We start from the raw sequence: 13,679 nt of genomic DNA on the forward strand, positions 1-13,679 counted from the left end.
GGGCCGCTCCCGCTCAGAAGCTCACGCGAGGCGCGGCCTGGATCTCGGCGCTGTCCTCGAACTCCAGCAGCGCGGCATCCTGCTTGTGGCCGAAGGAGGCCGCCAGGACCACCGGCGGGAAGCTCTGCTTGTAGGTGTTGTACTGCATCACGGCATCGTTGAAGGCCTGGCGGGCGAAGGCCACCCGGTTCTCGGTGCTGGTCAGGGTCTCGGAGAGCTGCTGCATGTTCTCGGACGCCTTGAGATCGGGGTATGCCTCCATCACCAGGTTGAAGCGTCCCAGGGCCGCGCCCAGCGCGCCCTCGGCCCCGGCCAGCTCGGCCATGGCCCCCGGGTCGCCGGGCCGAGCGGCGGCATGCTGAAGCCCCACCTCGGCGGCATTGCGCGCCTCGGTCACCGCCTGCAGGGTCTCCCGCTCGTGGGCCATGTAGGCGCGGGCGGTCTCCACCAGGTTGGGGATCAGGTCATGGCGCCGCTTGAGCTGCACCTCGATCTGGGCGAAGGCGTTCTGGTAGCGGTTCTTCAGCGCCACCAGCCGATTGTAGATGGCCACGCCATAGACCAGCAGCAGGCCCAGCACCACCAGCGGAAGGATTGTCGAGAGATCCATGGTCGACTCCGTGTCGAGAGGAAAGGGGATGCCGGCTTGACCTGCATCAAGCCGGTTCCTGCCGGGAGGCTCATGTCGCGACCCGGGGTTGATGCTATCATCGCAGTCTCGCGGCCCGGCAGGACAGTTCCAAGGCTAGCAGGCCGGTGCCCCGGGGTCGCACCGGGATGTTCGACGATTCGCTTCAGGGAGCCGAGCTTGGCAGGACAACTCAGGGACTTCGCCCACGCCCTTCTCCATGCGCTGCGCAACCTGCTGCCGATCATCATCGTGGTGGTGGGGTTCCAGGCCCTGCTGCTGCGCGAGTGGCCCGAGGGCGGCCTGGGCATGGCGATCGGCCTGGGCATCGTCGCCCTGGGGGTGGCGCTGTTCCTGCAGGGGCTCGAGCTGAGCATCTTTCCGGTGGGCAAGCGGCTGGCCAACCAGTTCGCCCGCCGCGGCTCCATGCCGCTGCTGATGGCCTTCGGCTTCGCCATCGGCTTCTCGGCGGTGGTGGCGGAGCCCGCCCTGATCGCCGTGGCCGAGCAGGCCTACGAGATCAGCGACGGGCGCATCGACGCCCTGACCCTGCGGCTGATCGTGGCCGGCTCGGTGGGCCTGGTGATGGCGCTGGGGGTATTTCGCGTGATCCTCGGCCACCCCCTCCACTGGTACATGATCGTCGGCTACGTGACGGTGGTCCTGGTGACCTTCTTCGCCCCCGAGGAGATCGTCGGCCTGGCCTACGACTCCGGCGGGGTCACCACCAATATCGTCACCGTGCCGCTGATCGCCGCCCTGGGCATCGGCCTGGCCTCCTCCATTCGCGGCCGCAACCCGCTGCTCGACGGCTTCGGCCTGGTGGCCCTGGCGGTGATGGTGCCGATGATCAGCGTGCAGCTCTACGGCATCCTGGTCTACGCCGACCCGGGCGAGGTCGCCAACGGCGCCGCCCTGGTGGCCGCCGGCAGCGATACCGAGGCGCCCTCCGGGCTGGTCACCATGATCCTTGACCTGTTCGGCATGCTGCGCGACGTGCTGCCGATCATCCTGGTGATCCTGTTCTTCCAGTACGCGGTGATCAGCCGCCCGCTGGCAAGCCCCCTCAAGGTGGCCGTAGGCTTCGCCCTGGTGATCGTCGGCCTCTACGCCTTTGTGGTGGGCCTCAAGCTGGGGCTCTTCCCCATCGGCCAGCGCATGGCCGAGCAGCTGATCGGCTTCGACACCTGGCTGTGGGTCTACCTGTTCGCCTTCGCCATCGGCTTCGCCACCACCATGGCCGAGCCGGCGCTGATCGCCGTGGGCCAGCAGGCCGAGGAGGCCGCCGCCGGCAAGATCCAGGGCAACGTGATCCGGATCCTGGTGGCCGTCGGCGTGGCCATCGGCATCACCATCGGCGTCCACCGCATCATCAGCGGCGACTCCATCCACCACTACATCATCGGCGGCTACGTTCTGGTGATCGCCCTGACCGCCCTGGCGCCCCGCTACATCGTGGCCCTGGCCTTCGACCTGGGCGGGGTGACCACGTCCGAGGTGACGGTGCCGCTGGTGACCGCGCTGGGCATCGGCCTGGCCAGCCAGATCGAGGGACGCAACGTGCTGATCGACGGCTTCGGGCTGATCGCCTTCGCCTCGATCTTTCCTATCGTGACCGTGATGAGCTATGCCATCCTGATGGAGCGGGTGGCGCACTGGAGAGAGAAGCAACCATGAAGTTTTCCCTGCTGGTGGCCATCGTGCCCGAGGAGCTGGAACAGCAGTGCATCGACGCCGCCACCGAGGCCGGCGCCGTGGGCATGACCCTGATGTCGGGCCGCGGCATCGGCGGCGAGCGCAAGAAGACCTTCTTCGGGCTGACCTTCGAGGGCAGCCAGAGCATCATGCTGCTGACCCTGGAGAAGGGGCTCTCGCTCAAGGTGCTCAAGGCGATCCGCGAGATCCTCAACCCCAGCGGCGAGGATTCCAAGGGCCTGGTGATGACCCTGCCCGTGGAGCACCTGGGCGGCATCGACATGGCGCAGGTCAAGCGCTTCGAGGAACGGCTCAGGCACGACGGCTGAGCGCCACCCACTGACGGAGAGAGACGATGCTGGTCAAGGACATCATGATGCGCGACGTGGTGACGGTGTCACCCTTCGCCACCCTGCGCGACGCCCTGGCGCTGATGAAGCAGCACAACCTCAAGTGCCTGGTGGTGGAACAGCAGGACCCCCACGACGCCTGGGGGCTGATCACCTACACCAATATCCTCAAGACGATCGTCGCCGAGAACGGCGACATCGACCTGATCAACGTCTATGACGTCTGCGCCAAGCCGGCCATCGGCGTCGGCGAGTCGCTGGACGTGCGCCACGTGGCGCGGCTGATGACCGACAGCATCGTCAAGCGGGTGCTGGTGCTGGACGACAATCGCCTGGTCGGCCTGGTGACCATGGACGATATCGTGGGTACCGTTCTCGACCTGATCGAGTAAGCCAGGGAACCCCTTCGACATGGAAGACTTCTTCACCTGGATCGGCAGGACCCTCGGCGAGATCATCCGCTTCGTCGTCGACCTGCTGACCGGCTTCTTCGCCAATATCGGCGACTCCGCCCGCGGCTTCCTCCACGGCCTCTCCTCCTCGCTGGGCATCTCGCCGTCGCTGGTCAGCCTGGTGGTGCTGGTGATCGGGCTGTGGATGCTCTGGAAGGCCTTCCGGGCGCTGATGCGACGGGCCGTCGTCGCCACCCTGGTGTGGCTGCTGCTGGGGGTGATGGTGCTGAGCTGGCTCATCTACTGATTGCCACGCCCGATACGACAGCGCCGCCCCGAGGGGCGGCGCTTTTATTGATACCTGCAAGATACCCTCAGATCACGCGAGAGCCTTCTCGACGACCTCGAAGACATTGGGCGAGAGCTCCTCGGCGCGGATACGCTCGAGCTCGGCCTTCATCAGCGCCTGGCGCTGTTCGTCGAAGCGCGCCCAGCGGGTGAGCGGGGTGATCAGCCGCGCGGCAATCTCCGGGTTGAGGCGGTTGAGCTCGATCACCACGTCGGCCAGCAGGCGGTAGCCCTCGCCGTCGAGGCGATGGAAGTTGACCCGGTTCTGGCCGGCGAAGGTACCGATCAGCGCGCGCACCTTGTTGGGGTTCTTCAGGGAGAAGGCCGGATGCGCCATCAGGAACTTCACGCGGTCGAGCACGTCGGGCTGCGGGCGGGTGACCTGGATGGCGAACCACTGGTCCATCACCAGGGTATCGTGGGCCCACTTCTCGCCGAAGGCCCTGAGCGCCGGCTCGCTGAGCTCGTCGCGGCTGCTGTGGGTCAGCAGGGTCAGGGCGTGGCGCACGTCGGTCATGTTGTGGTCGGCCTCGAACTGCTCCCGGGCGAGTTCGATCCCCTCCTCGTCCTCGATGGCCAACAGGTAGGAGAGCGCCACGTTCTTCAGGCTGCGCCGGGCGATCTGCGCCGGGGTCGGGGCATAGGGCTCGTCGAGACGGTTCTCGCGATAGACCCGCAGGAAGTCGTCCCGCAGCGCCGTGGCCAGGCCCTGCTTGACGAAGGTGCGGGCGGCATGGATGGCGTCGACATCCACCAGCGGCTGCTGCTCGGCGATGTAGGCCTCGCTGGGCAGCGTCAGCATCTCGGCGAGCACCGCCCGGTCGTCGGTCTCGGCGGTGAGCAGGCCGCGGAAGGCCTCGATGACGCGGGTGTCCATGACCTTCTCCACGCCGTTGCGGTGGGCGGCGATCAGGTCGTCCAGCGCCAGCATGGCCAGGCGCTGGCCGGCGTCCCAGCGGTTGAAGCCGTCGCCATCATGGGCCAGCAGGAAGGCCAGATCCTCGCGGCCGTAGGGGAAGCGCAGCTTCACCGGGGCCGAGAAGCCGCGCAGCAGCGAGGGCACCGGCGCCTCGGAGACGTCGGTGAACAGGAACTCCTGCTCCGCCTCGCGCAGGTGGATCACCGCATCGCTGCCCAGCGTTTCGCCCTCCAGGGTCAGCGGCAGGTCGCGGCCGCTCTTGGTACCCACCAGGCCCAGGCGCACCGGGATGTGCAGCGGCTGCTTGTCGGGCTGGCCGGGAGTGGCCGGGGTGCGCTGGCGCAGGATCAGGCGGTACTCGGCGTTGGCGTAGTCGTACTCGCCGTGGGCGTCGATCTCCGGCGTGCCGGCCTGGTCATACCAGCGCATGAACTGGGTCAGGTCGAGCCCCGAGGCCTCGGCCATGCAGGCGACGAAGTCCTCGATGGTCACCGCCTGGCCGTCGAAGCGCGCGAAATAGCGGTCGCTGCCGGCCCGGAAGGCCTCCTCGCCCACCAGGTTGGCCAGCATGCGCACCACCTCGGCGCCCTTCTCGTAGATGGTCAGGGTGTAGAAGTTGCCGATCTCGATGTAGTGGTCGGGGCGCACCGGATGGGCGGTGGGCCCGGCGTCCTCGGCGAACTGGGCGGTACGAAAGAAGGAGACGTCCTCGATGCGCTTGACCGCCGGCGAATTGGTATCGGCGGAGAAGCACTGGTCGCGGAACACCGTGAAACCCTCCTTGAGGGAGAGCTGGAACCAGTCGCGGCAGGTGACGCGGTTGCCGGACCAGTTGTGGAAGTACTCGTGGGCGACGATGCTCTCGACCCGCTGGAAGGCCGCATCGGTGGCGGTGTGGGGATGGGTCAGCACCGCCGCCGAGTTGAAGATGTTGAGCCCCTTGTTCTCCATGGCGCCCATGTTGAAGTCGTTGACCGCCACGATCATGAACAGGTCCAGGTCGTACTCGCGGCCATAGGCCTGCTCGTCCCAGGCCATGGCACGCTTCAGCGAGGCCATGGCGTGGTCGGTCTTGCCGAGGTTCTCCTCCTCGACCCAGATCTGCAGGGTCACCTCGCGCCCGCTCATGGTGGTGAAGCTGTCCTCGACCTTCTCCAGGTCGCCGGCCACCAGCGCGAAGAGGTAGCTGGGCTTGGGATGCGGATCCTCCCAGGTGACGAAGTGGCGCCCGTTCGGCAGCGTGCCCCGCTCCACCGGGTTGCCGTTGGAGAGCAGCACCGGTTCGCGTTCGGCGTCGCCGATCACCGTGGTGGAGAAGGTGGCCATCACGTCGGGGCGGTCCGGATAGTAGGTGATGCGTCGGAAGCCCTCGGCCTCGCACTGGGTGCAATACATGCCGTTCGACTGGTAGAGCCCCTCCAGGGCGGTATTGGCCTCGGGGGCGATCTCCACTTCGGTATCGAGGTGAAAGCGCTCCGGCACCCGGTGAACGGTGAGGCCGGTGGCGTCGATCTCATACTCGTCCACCTCCAGCGGCTCGCCATCCAGAGCAATGGCCTTGAGCGCGAGCTGCTCGCCGTGGAGCGTCAGCGGCAGGCCGGCTTCACGCTCGGGGTGGCGCTCCAGATGCAGGCGCGCCTTGACCCGGGTGACCGCGGGGTCCAGGTCGAAGGTCAACTCGGTACGGGTGACGAGGTAGGCCGGGGGACGGTAGTCGCTGAGATGGGTCGCCTGGGGGTCGGACATTCGGGATGCTCCTGTCGGAAATGCGACCATTGTACGGCGGCCGCGCCCCCGGTCTCAAAGTGCTATCGAAAGGAAGGGGTCACTCCCTGCCCAGGGCGGGCTCGGGACGGGTGATGATCCACAGGCCCAGCGCCGACAGGCCGCCGATCAGCGCCAGCTTGAGCCACATCGCCCCCACGGTCAGCGCCAGCACCAGCATCGAGAAGGCAAGCATGCCGGCGGCCAGCCACTTGGCGTGGCGGGGGATGGCCCGCTCGCCCTCCCAGGCCACTACGGTGGGCCCGAAGCGCGGGTGCTCGCGGATCCACAGGGCGAAGCGCGGCGAGCCCCGGGAGGCCGCCCACACCGCCAGCAGCATGAAGCAGGTGGTGGGCATCAGCGGCACGAAGACGCCGACCACCCCCAGGCCGAAGCTCAGCCAGGCGATGGCCAGGAAGAACAGGCGTCGAATCGAGGACATCGGGCACTCCCTGCGTCGCGATACCTCCATTGAAGCGCAGCCGGGCGGCGCTGGCCAATCGCGATCGCCTATGGCCACCGGGCGGGGCGGGCTATCTCGCCGGCAGGCCCGGCGCCGCGGGGATCAGTCGCGGAAGTTGTCGAACTGCAGCGGCAGGTCGGGACCGCCCTCGCCACGCAGCAGCGCCATGACGCTCTGCAGGTCATCGCGCTTCTTGCCGGTGACACGCACCTTCTCGCCCTGGATCTGTGCCTGAACCTTGAGCTTGGACTCCTTGATGCGCTTGACGATCTCCTTGGCCTCCTTCTGGTCGAGCCCCTGCTTGAGCTTCACCTCCTGACGGGCGCGCACGCCGGAGAGCACCGGCTCCTGGACGTCCATGCAGCGGGCATCGATGCCGCGACCGATGAGCCTGTTGCGCAGCACATCGAGCATCTGCTTGAGCTGGAAGTCCACCTCAGCCTCCAGCGAGACGGTCTCGCCGTTGAGCTCGAAGCCGGCGGTGACGCCCTTGAAGTCGAAGCGGGTCTGCAGCTCGCGGTTGGCCTGGTCCACGGCGTTGCTGGCCTCGTGGCCGTCGAATTCGGAGACGATATCGAAGGAGGGCATGGCGGCTCCTGAAGGTGATGGGAAGACGCCGGGATTCTATCAGCCCCGGGGCGCCAGCGCCGCCGCTTCGAGCTCCTTGACCATCTGCCAGCCGGCGCAGCCGTCCTCGTAGTAGTCCGGCAGCCAGCGCTCCAGGCGAAACCCCATGCGCCGATAGAGCCCCAGCGCCACCCGGTTGTCGGCGCGCACCTCGAGCCCGAGACGCTCGCTGTCGCGCGCCCGGGCCGCGGCCTCCAGGGTCTCGAGCAGGTGGCGGCCGAGCCCCGACCCGCGGACCTCGGGATGCACGCAGAAGGAGTAGAGCCGGGCGCGGCGGCTGCCGTGGCGGAACAGCAGGGTTCCGTAGCCCAGCAGCCGCCCGGGGGAGTCGCCCTCCGGTTCGCGCTCGATGACCCAGGTCTCGGCGTGGGCGCGGTTGAGCAGGTGCCACAACTGGCGGCGGGTGAAGCGGTCGCCCTCGAAGGCGCCCTGCTCCAGGCGGTGCAGGGCATCCAGGTCCTGGCCTCGGGCCTGGCGCAGCGTGGTGGTCATCGTCTCTCTCCGGAACGTCCCGCGCCGATTGTGATCATGCCCGGGGCCGCTGTCAGCGCGGCGGATCATGAAATCTTTTCACCCCCCGGGCGACTTGTCCATGGCCCGGCTCACGGGCATGCTGGCGGCCATCCGGCGGCACGCCGCCGCCCCATCCGGAAGCCCTGCCATGTGCCCGCTGCGCATCGTCGTCGACCGCCTGGAAGACTGGCACCCCTACTACCCCTCCGAGGACCTGATCACCGCCGACGACTTCCTGGCCCAGGACCGGCGCCACCGGGTCACCGAGGCGTCGGATCGCACCACCCATGTGATCAACCTGTGCAGCGAGCTCGACTACCTGGGCACCGGCTACTACGTGTCGCTGCTCGCCCAGGCCCGCGGCCAGCGGGTGCTGCCCACGGTGGAGACCCTCAACGAGCTGTCCCGCAAGGCGCTGATCGACCTGCAGCTCGACACCCTGGCTCCGCTGCTGGGGGAGCTGGCCCGCCAGGGCTCGCTGACCGGCGACAGCCTGACCCTCCGCGTACTGTTCGGCGAGTGCCGGGAGCCAGCGCTGGCCCGGCTCGCCCGCAAGCTCTTCGAGCGCCTGCCCTGCCCGCTGCTCGAGGCGAGGCTGGTGCGGCGCCACGACCTCTGGCGGCTGGCGCGCCTGCGGCCGGTGCGCCTACGCGACCTGACCCTCGACGAGCAGGACCTGTTCGCCAGCGCCCTGAACCGCCATTCGCGCCAGGTGTGGCGTACCCCCAAGGCGCGCCGGCGCTACCGCTTCGACCTGGCGATGCTGGTCGACCCCGGGGAGGCGCTGCCCCCCAGCAACCGCAGCGCCCTGAAGGCGTTCATTCGCGCCGGGCGACGCCTGGGCATCGACGTCTCGCTGATCACCCGCCGCGACGCCGCCCGGCTCGCCGAGTTCGACGCCCTGTTCATCCGCGAGACCACGGCGCTGGACCACCACACCTACCGCATGGCCCGGTTGGCCGAGCACGAGGGGCTGGTGGTGATCGACGCGCCCCGCGACATCCTGCGCTGCACCAACAAGGTCTACCTGCACGCCCTGCTGCGGGCCCGCGGCGTGCCGGCCCCCGAGGGCGTGCTGCTCAAGCGCGGCGACCGCCGCCCGCTGGCCGAGCGGATCGGCCACCTCGGCTTCCCGCTGGTGCTCAAGGTGCCGGACGGCGCCTTCTCCCGAGGGGTGGTCAAGGTGACCGACCAGACCCAGCTCGAGCGCGAGAGCGCCCGCCTGTTCGAGGACTCCGCCCTGCTGCTGCTCCAGGAGTGGCTGCCCACCGAGTACGACTGGCGCATCGGCGTGCTCGATGGCCAGGTGCTGTTCGCCAGCCGCTACTTCATGGCCCGCGGGCACTGGCAGATCTACGACCACTCCGGCGCCCGGGTGAAGAGCGGCGGCTTCACCACCCACGACCCCGCCGAGGTGCCGCCGGCGGTGATCAAGGCCGCGCTCAAGGCCACCCGCCTGATCGGCGACGGCTTCTATGGCGTCGATCTCAAGCAGTCCGGCGAGCGCGTGGTGGTGATCGAGGTGAACGACAACCCCAACGTGGATGCCGGCATCGAGGACGCGGTGCTGGGAAGCGCCCTCTACGATCGCATCATGGCGGTGTTCCTGGCCCGCATGGAGGCCCGGGTGCGCCAGGGGAGCTGACGCGAGGCCGAGGCTCGCGTATGCTGTCGGCTTTCCTTGACAAGCCTTGTACAGGACACGGAGCCCTGATGAACGATCGCGATACCCGCCACAAGCAGTCGATGCAGAAGCTCAAGGCCCGCGTCGACGAGAAGGTCGCCAGCGCCACCGAGCAGCGCGGCCTGCTGCTGGTCTTCACCGGCAACGGCAAGGGCAAGACCACCGCCGCCTGGGGTACCGTCACCCGGGCACTGGGCTATGGCTACAAGGTGGGCGTGGTGCAGTTCATCAAGGGACTGTGGGAGTGCGGGGAGCGCGAGCGGCTGGTGGAGGACCCCAACCTGGAGGTCGCCATCATGGCCACCGGCTTCACCTGGGACACCCAGAACCGCGAGGCCGACACCGCCGCCTGCCGCAAGGTGTGGGCCGAGGCGGAGCGCATGCTGGCCGACCCCTCGGTCTACCTGGTGGTGCTCGACGAGCTCACCTACATGCTCAAGTTCGGCTACCTGGACATCGAGAGCGTGAAGCGCGCCATCGCGCACCGCCCGCCGGAGCAGTCGGTGATCGTCACCGGCCGCAACGCCCACCGCGAACTCGTCGCCATGGCCGACACCGTCACCGAGATGCAGGAGGTCCGCCACGCCTTCAACGCGGGCGTGCAGGCCCGCCGCGGTATCGATTACTGACCCTCCGGACAGAGCCTGAAAACACGTTTATTTTCAGCAATTTGCCACCTATCCCCGGGCCACCGTTGCCGAACGGCAACAGCCCAACCCCTTGTTCTCCCTGCCTTCCTGCCAGTCTCGCTCGTTCTGTCGTCGCCAGGCGACGGTCCGGGCGTTGACCCTCGGCGACGCCGCCTCGCCTTCCCTAACAATCCATTGAAATTAAAAGACTTTTCCAACCTGGCCTGATTGTTGCTGCCAGGAGTGGTCGCATGCCCCCTAGACCCGGCCCCCTGTCGCGCCACCGCCCGCCGCCCTGCCGCGATCGGCATGGTGCGACCGGCAGGGAGAGGCCCATCAGCAAGGAGCAACGACGACCATGAGGATTACCATCTTCGGTTCCGGTTATGTGGGACTCGTGACCGGCGCCTGCCTCGCAGACGTCGGCCACGATGTCATCTGCGTCGACGTGGACGCGGACAAGGTCGCCAGGCTGAACGACGGCCAGGTGCCGATCTATGAGCCCGGCCTGGAGAGCCTGATCCGCCAGAACCAGGCGGCCGGTCGCCTGCGCTTCACCACCGATGCCGCCGAGGGCGTGGCCTTCGGCCTGCTGCAGTTCATCGCCGTGGGCACCCCCTCCGACGAGGATGGCAGCGCCGACCTGCGCCACGTGCTCAAGGTCGCCGAGACCATCGGCCATCACATGACCGACTATCGGATCGTCGTCGACAAGTCGACGGTGCCGGTGGGCACCGCCAGCAAGGTGGAGCGGGTGATCGCCGCCGAGCTCGACCGTCGCGGGGTGCAGCTGCCCTTCGACGTCTGCTCCAACCCGGAATTCCTCAAGGAGGGCGCGGCCATCGAGGACTTCTCGCGTGGCTCGCGCATCGTGGTCGGCACCGAATCGGCGCGCGTCAGGAGCGCCATGCGCGAGTGTTACGGCCCCTACAACCGCCAGAAGGACAAGCTGATGTTCATGTCGGTGCGCAGCGCCGAACTGACCAAGTACGCGGCCAACGCCATGCTGGCCACCAAGATCAGCTTCATCAACGAGATCGCCAACCTGGCCGAACGCCTGGGGGCCGACATCGAGGAGGTGCGCCACGGCATCGGTTCCGACCCGCGCATCGGCTATCACTTCATCTATCCCGGCTGCGGCTATGGCGGCTCCTGCTTCCCCAAGGACGTCAAGGCGCTGGCCCACACCGCCGAGGCCGCCGGCTATCCGGCCGAGATGATCGGCGCGGTGGAGCGGGTCAATGCCCGCCAGAAGGGCAAGCTCTTCGACAAGCTCTGCGAGGCCTTCGACGGCCAGCTGGCCGGCAAGACCATCGCCCTGTGGGGGCTGGCCTTCAAGCCCAACACCGACGACATGCGCGAGGCGCCGAGCCGCGCGCTGATGGAAGCGCTGTGGGAGGCCGGTGCCCGGGTCCAGGCCTTCGACCCCGAGGCCGCCGAGGAGTGTCGCCGGCTCTACGGCCAGCGCGACGATCTGGTGATCAGCGCGCGCCGCGACGAAGCCCTGGAGGGCGCCCATGCGCTGGTGATCTGCACCGAGTGGAAGGCGTTCCGCACCGTCGACTTCGCCCAGCTGCGCGACACCCTGCGCGAGCCGGTGGTGGTCGACGGCCGCAACCTCTTCCTTCCCGAGAGCGTCAAGGCCGCCGGGCTCGCCTACTACGCCATCGGCCGGGGCGACTCCGTGCGGCCCGTCGTGGCCTGAGGCAGCGTGATGTCGAAACCACCCGTCGATCGCTCCGTCGCCAGCCGCGTGACGGAACTCACCACCCTGGTGCTGATCCTGGCCGCGCTGGTGGTGATCATCGTCGAGCTGCCCTCGGAGGTATTCAGCCCGGAGTCGAAGAGCTTCTTCTTCGCCATCGGGGCCGTGGGCGCCTGGCGCTACACCTGGTGGCTGGTCCAGGCCGTACGCTCGGTGTGGTACAACCGCCGCATCTTCCCGCGTCTGCGCGCCGAGGCGGATGCGGCGGCCGAGCACTCCCGGCCGCCGGAGCTCTACGTGCTCTGCACCTCCTACCGCATCGAGGGGGAGGTGAACTTCCGGGTCTACGATGCCCTGGTGCGCGAACTGGTCGACTACGGCGTGCCCACCGTCCTGTTCGCCTCGATCTCGGACCGCACCGATGTCGACGTGATCACCCATGTGCTGGACGACCACGGCTGGCCCGACCACGTCGAGGTCCGCTACATGTTCCAGAAGGGGGACGGCAAGCGCTCGGCCATGGCCGAGGTGCTGCGGGCGATCTCGCGTCGCCTGCCCGCCCCGGGCGCCCTGCTGGTCTCCATGGATGGCGACATCCGCCTGGAGCCCGGTACCCTGCGGCGTTCGCTGTCGTTCTTCCAGGCCGACCCGGGGCTCGGCGCTTTGACCACCAACAACAGCGCCATCGTCACCGGCAACGATGCCACCCGCGAATGGTATGACCTGCGCTATGCCCAGCGCCATCTGGTGATGAGCTCGCTGTCGGTCTCCCGGCGGCTGCTGGTGCTCACCGGCCGCTACAGCGCCTTCCGCGCCGACCTGGCGGTGCAGCCGGACTTCATCGACCTGGTCGAGAACGACCAGGTCGAGCACTGGCGCTTCGGCCGCTTCAAGTTCCTCTCCGGGGACGACAAGTCGACCTGGTTCTGGCTGCTGAAGAACGGCTGGCGGATGCGCTACATCCCCGACGTCTACGTCTCGGGCTATGAGGAGCTGCCCGACCGTCGGCGCTTCTTCGCCTCCACCACCGACCTGATGCGGCGCTGGTACGGCAACATGCTGCGTACCAGCAACCGAGCCATTGGCCTCGGGCCGCGCCCCATGGGCCTGTTCGCCTGGTGGAGCCTGGTGGACCAGCGGCTCTCCATGTGGACCACCCTCATCGGCCCCACGGTGGCGATCCTGGTGACGCTGTTCGTGCGTCCCTCGTTCCTGTTCGCCTACCTGCTGTGGATCCTCTTCACCCGCGGCATCGCCACCCTGATCCTGGCCTGGCAGCGGGGACGCTTCAGCCTGCTGTGGATCCCGCTGATCTACTACAACCAGGTGTGGGGGGCGATCCTCAAGACCTACGTGAGTTTCCGCTTCAACCGCCAGAAGTGGTCTCGCCAGGGCATCTCCGCCGGCGAGCCCGACGACCCGGTTGCCGTTCGCCGCCAGCGGCGCATGGGCCATGTGCTGCACGGCTTTGCCTACGGCGCGCTGCTCTTCGTGCTGATCCTCTCCACCGGGGTGCTTCAGCCCCCCGACCGGATGTCGCTGGCCATCGCCCGGGACCTGGGCAACGGGGCCACCCAGCCTGCCGAGAACGCCAACCGCTGGCTCGCCCAGGTGATCACCACCCTGCCCGAGGGCGGCACCGTGCAGCTTCCCGAGGGACAGCTGCGGGTCAACGAGGCGCTGCTCGACCGCCTGGCCCGCCAGCGGGTCCGCGCCGAGCGGATCGACGGCGCCCACGGCCTGCTCTCGAGCACCCTTTCCCTGACCCCCGGGGTCGCCGAGCGCATCACGGGACCGGACGGCGAGCCCCTGGCCGACACCACACGCTGCCCCCCCGATGCGGGCTGCACCCTGACCCTGGACCAGCAGCGCCTGACCCTCGTCAACGTACGCCTCAGGGTCGAGAACGACCCCGTCATGGAGGCCGTGACGACGGCCGGCCCCTGAGCAAGGAGAACCAAC

13 protein-coding genes are annotated in these 13,679 nt (G+C 68.2%); 8 read left to right on the top strand and 5 right to left on the bottom strand.

All coding sequences use genetic code 11. The annotated features are described in order from the left end of the window. Positions 1–13: 13 nt before the first annotated feature. Complete coding sequence (locus NFC98_RS12935; RefSeq protein ID WP_254275346.1) at positions 14–610, bottom strand: LemA family protein; 597 nt, start codon at positions 608–610, stop codon at positions 14–16. 198 nt (positions 611–808) lie between these two features. Here NFC98_RS12935 and NFC98_RS18020 point away from each other — a divergent pair, with 198 nt between their 5' ends. Genes NFC98_RS18020 through NFC98_RS12960 form a run of 4 tightly spaced genes read left to right on the top strand, consistent with a single transcriptional unit; the run spans position 809 to position 3,372 of the window. Beyond that, a complete protein-coding gene (locus tag NFC98_RS18020; RefSeq protein ID WP_367948953.1) occupies positions 809–2,305 on the top strand; it encodes a DUF1538 domain-containing protein in 1,497 nt (498 codons plus the stop codon). Further along, a complete protein-coding gene (locus NFC98_RS12950) occupies positions 2,302–2,652 on the top strand; it encodes a transcriptional regulator (RefSeq protein ID WP_254275347.1) in 351 nt (116 codons plus the stop codon). The genes NFC98_RS18020 and NFC98_RS12950 overlap by 4 nt, the downstream gene beginning before the upstream one ends. Positions 2,653–2,678: 26 nt before the next feature. Further along, positions 2,679–3,065: a CBS domain-containing protein gene (locus NFC98_RS12955; protein ID WP_254275348.1), complete on the top strand. Its 387-nt coding sequence runs from the start codon at positions 2,679–2,681 to the stop codon at positions 3,063–3,065. Positions 3,066–3,084: 19 nt separating this feature from the next. Further along, positions 3,085–3,372, top strand: a complete 288-nt coding sequence (locus tag NFC98_RS12960) for a hypothetical protein (RefSeq protein ID WP_254275349.1) — start codon at positions 3,085–3,087, stop codon at positions 3,370–3,372. 72 nt (positions 3,373–3,444) lie between these two features. Here NFC98_RS12960 and pepN read toward each other — a convergent pair whose 3' ends face one another. The 4 genes from pepN to NFC98_RS12980 form a co-directional block, all read right to left on the bottom strand. Continuing rightward, positions 3,445–6,078, bottom strand: a complete 2,634-nt coding sequence (pepN, locus tag NFC98_RS12965; protein ID WP_254275350.1) for an aminopeptidase N — start codon at positions 6,076–6,078, stop codon at positions 3,445–3,447. Between the two features lie 79 nt (positions 6,079–6,157). Beyond that, positions 6,158–6,538, bottom strand: a complete 381-nt coding sequence (locus NFC98_RS12970) for a YbaN family protein (protein ID WP_254275351.1) — start codon at positions 6,536–6,538, stop codon at positions 6,158–6,160. Positions 6,539–6,661: 123 nt separating this feature from the next. Next, entirely contained in the window at positions 6,662–7,147 is a 486-nt protein-coding gene (locus NFC98_RS12975) for a YajQ family cyclic di-GMP-binding protein (protein ID WP_254275352.1), read from the bottom strand. 39 nt (positions 7,148–7,186) lie between these two features. Then, positions 7,187–7,678, bottom strand: a complete 492-nt coding sequence (locus NFC98_RS12980; RefSeq protein ID WP_254275353.1) for an N-acetyltransferase — start codon at positions 7,676–7,678, stop codon at positions 7,187–7,189. A 169-nt stretch (positions 7,679–7,847) separates the two neighbouring features. Here NFC98_RS12980 and NFC98_RS12985 point away from each other — a divergent pair, with 169 nt between their 5' ends. The 4 genes from NFC98_RS12985 (at position 7,848) to NFC98_RS13000 (ending at position 13,664) form a co-directional block, all read left to right on the top strand. Next, positions 7,848–9,344: a RimK family protein gene (locus NFC98_RS12985; RefSeq protein WP_254277845.1), complete on the top strand. Its 1,497-nt coding sequence runs from the start codon at positions 7,848–7,850 to the stop codon at positions 9,342–9,344. A 68-nt stretch (positions 9,345–9,412) separates the two neighbouring features. Further along, positions 9,413–10,012: a cob(I)yrinic acid a,c-diamide adenosyltransferase gene (cobO, locus tag NFC98_RS12990; RefSeq protein ID WP_254275354.1), complete on the top strand. Its 600-nt coding sequence runs from the start codon at positions 9,413–9,415 to the stop codon at positions 10,010–10,012. A 358-nt stretch (positions 10,013–10,370) separates the two neighbouring features. Then, a complete protein-coding gene (locus NFC98_RS12995; protein WP_254275355.1) occupies positions 10,371–11,717 on the top strand; it encodes a UDP-glucose/GDP-mannose dehydrogenase family protein in 1,347 nt (448 codons plus the stop codon). Between the two features lie 9 nt (positions 11,718–11,726). Beyond that, entirely contained in the window at positions 11,727–13,664 is a 1,938-nt protein-coding gene (locus NFC98_RS13000; protein WP_254275356.1) for a glycosyltransferase, read from the top strand. Positions 13,665–13,679 lie beyond the last annotated feature (15 nt).

This window comes from Halomonas sp. 3H (assembly GCF_024206005.1).
GTDB lineage: Bacteria > Pseudomonadota > Gammaproteobacteria > Pseudomonadales > Halomonadaceae > Halomonas > Halomonas campaniensis.

Excerpts from the sequence above, each read along its gene's own strand:
- NFC98_RS12975 (WP_254275352.1), bottom strand. The coding sequence starts at position 7,147 with ATGCCCTCCTTCGATATCGTCTCCGAATTCGACGGCCACGAGGCCAGC.
- NFC98_RS12950 (WP_254275347.1), top strand. The coding sequence starts at position 2,302 with ATGAAGTTTTCCCTGCTGGTGGCCATCGTGCCCGAGGAGCTGGAACAG.
- cobO (WP_254275354.1), top strand. The coding sequence starts at position 9,413 with ATGAACGATCGCGATACCCGCCACAAGCAGTCGATGCAGAAGCTCAAG.
- pepN (WP_254275350.1), bottom strand. The coding sequence starts at position 6,078 with ATGTCCGACCCCCAGGCGACCCATCTCAGCGACTACCGTCCCCCGGCC.
- NFC98_RS12980 (WP_254275353.1), bottom strand. The coding sequence starts at position 7,678 with ATGACCACCACGCTGCGCCAGGCCCGAGGCCAGGACCTGGATGCCCTG.
- NFC98_RS12935 (WP_254275346.1), bottom strand. The coding sequence starts at position 610 with ATGGATCTCTCGACAATCCTTCCGCTGGTGGTGCTGGGCCTGCTGCTG.
- NFC98_RS12955 (WP_254275348.1), top strand. The coding sequence starts at position 2,679 with ATGCTGGTCAAGGACATCATGATGCGCGACGTGGTGACGGTGTCACCC.
- NFC98_RS12995 (WP_254275355.1), top strand. The coding sequence starts at position 10,371 with ATGAGGATTACCATCTTCGGTTCCGGTTATGTGGGACTCGTGACCGGC.
- NFC98_RS12960 (WP_254275349.1), top strand. The coding sequence starts at position 3,085 with ATGGAAGACTTCTTCACCTGGATCGGCAGGACCCTCGGCGAGATCATC.
- NFC98_RS13000 (WP_254275356.1), top strand. The coding sequence starts at position 11,727 with ATGTCGAAACCACCCGTCGATCGCTCCGTCGCCAGCCGCGTGACGGAA.
- NFC98_RS12970 (WP_254275351.1), bottom strand. The coding sequence starts at position 6,538 with ATGTCCTCGATTCGACGCCTGTTCTTCCTGGCCATCGCCTGGCTGAGC.
- NFC98_RS12985 (WP_254277845.1), top strand. The coding sequence starts at position 7,848 with ATGTGCCCGCTGCGCATCGTCGTCGACCGCCTGGAAGACTGGCACCCC.